General features: G+C 72.2%; 2 protein-coding genes. Both read left to right on the forward strand.

The features are described from left to right. On the forward strand, positions 1–613 hold a 613-nt coding region (locus AC1D12_RS31715; RefSeq protein WP_477845147.1), incomplete at its 5' end, for a contractile injection system tape measure protein. After that, positions 597–1,964 carry an ATP-binding protein gene (locus tag AC1D12_RS31720; protein WP_477845148.1) on the forward strand — a complete coding sequence of 456 codons (1,368 nt, stop codon included), beginning with the start codon at positions 597–599 and terminating at the stop codon, positions 1,962–1,964. The genes AC1D12_RS31715 and AC1D12_RS31720, both read left to right, overlap by 17 nt. The last annotated feature ends 129 nt before the right edge of the window (positions 1,965–2,093 follow it).

Consider the following 2,093-nt stretch of genomic DNA (forward strand, 5'->3'; position numbering starts at 1 on the left):
GGCGTCGGCCGTGGCAGCGCTCGGCTTCGGGCGTGGCAAGCGCGCCGAACCGGCGACACCCACGCCCGAGCCGATCGACACGCCGCCGGCCGGGATGCTGCCGCCGGTGAGCGAGCTGCTGTCGGTCGGCAACGCCGGGCTGGTGCTGGTGGCGCCGTACATGCCGCGCCTGTTCATGATGCTCGGGCTGTCGGACGAGCGCGCCTTCACCGGCCCGCAGGCAGCCGAGCGCGCGGCGCTGCTGCTGCAGCTGATGGTGACCGGCGAGGCCGCCGCGCCCGAGCCGGCGCTGGTGCTGAACAAGCTGCTGTGCGGCATCGAGCTCGCGCTGCCGGTGCCGCGCGAACTCGCGCCGACCGAGGCCGAGCGCAGCGCCGTCGATGGGCTGCTGGCCGCCGTCATCCAGCACTGGAAGGTGCTCGGCAGTACCTCGGTGGCCGGGCTGAGAGAGACCTTCCTGCAGCGCGAGGGCCGGCTGCAGCATGCCGACGAGCACTGGCAGCTGAACATCGAGCCGCGCCCGTTCGACATGCTGATCGACCAGCTGCCGTGGGGCTACGCGACGATCCGCCATCCGTGGATGAAGGAGGTGCTGCATGTCGAGTGGCGCTGACCTGCGGCTCCTGCGCGTCGAGCTGAATGCCCGCGTGGTCGGGCGCGAACTCGCATGGCTGGAGCGCGTGCTGCAGGCGCGCATCAGCCTGCACTTCGGACAGGCCGAGGCGCCGGTGGCGCTGCCGATGGCGGCGCCGGCACTTGCCCGCGACGACGGCGATTACGCCGACCTGGTGCACGCGGCCGGACTCGACGCCGACGAGCGCCTGGTGCTCGCGCTGGCGCTGGCGCCGCACCTGAAACCGCAACTGCTCGACATGCTGTTCGTGCGCAACCGCAACCTCGACCGCGGCTTCAGCGAGTTCGGCGGGTGGAAGGGGCGCTCGCACGGCGGCTTCCTGCCGACCTGCGAGACGGCGGCCTTCCTGGTCGCCGGCGAAGACCTGGCGCGCCGCTTTGCGCTGCAGCGCCTGCTCGACGAGGACCGCCCGCTGCGCCGCCACGGGCTGCTGCGGCTGCAGCACGACGGGCCGGGCGAACCGTGGCTGAGCGCCGCGCTGCACGTCAGCGGCGACACGCTGGAGCGGCTGGCCACCGGCGAGGCGCGCAAGCCCGACTACGGCATCGGCTTCCCGGCGCGGCGCATCACCACGCGGCTCGGCTGGAGCGACCTGGTGCTCGACGGCGAGGTGATGGACGAGGTGCAGGCCATCGTCACCTGGTTCCGCCACGGCCAGCGGCTGCTGCGCGACTGGCGGCTCGACAAGGCGCTGAAGCCCGGCTACCGCAGCCTGTTCTACGGCCCGCCGGGCACCGGCAAGACGCTGACCGCGACGCTGATCGGCCAGGAGGTCGGCAGCGATGTCTACCGCATCGACCTGTCGATGGTGGTCTCGCAGTTCATCGGCGAGACCGAGAAGAACCTGGCCCAGGTGTTCGACCAGGCGCAGAGCCGGCAGTGGATCCTGTTCTTCGACGAGGCCGATGCGCTGTTCGGCAAGCGGACCGCGACCTCCAGCTCGAACGACCGCTATGCCAACCAGGAGGTGTCGTACCTGCTGCAGCGGGTCGAGGATTTCCCGGGCACGGTGATCCTCGCGACCAACCTGAAGGCCAACATCGACGATGCGTTCGCGCGGCGCTTCCAGTCGCTGGTGCACTTCCCGATGCCGGACGCCGAGCAGCGGCGGCTGCTGTGGGAGGGCATGGTGAGGCACACCGGGCGGCTGGCCGACGACGTCGACCTGCAGGGGCTGGCCGAGCGGCACGAGCTGTCGGGCGGCGCGATCGCGAACGTGGTGCGCTTCGGGGCGCTGGGCGCGCTGCAGGGCGGGCGCGAGCGCATCGAGATGGCCGACCTGCGGCGCGGCATTGCCAAGGAACTGCGCAAGGAAGGGCGCACGGCATGACGCATCGCGATGCACCTTTCCCGCGGCCCGAGCCGTGTGCGCGCTGCCGGCGGGCGCGCATCGCGCTGGCCGGCGCGGTGCTGGTGCTGGCGGCGAGCCTCGGGCTGCGTGCGGCGACGGTGCCGCACG

The organism is Rhizobacter sp. P1_G5 (assembly GCF_056405435.1).

Bases quoted from the DNA above. Each gene is read 5' to 3' on its own strand.
- AC1D12_RS31720 (WP_477845148.1), top strand. From the start codon at position 597: ATGTCGAGTGGCGCTGACCTGCGGCTCCTGCGCGTCGAGCTGAATGCC.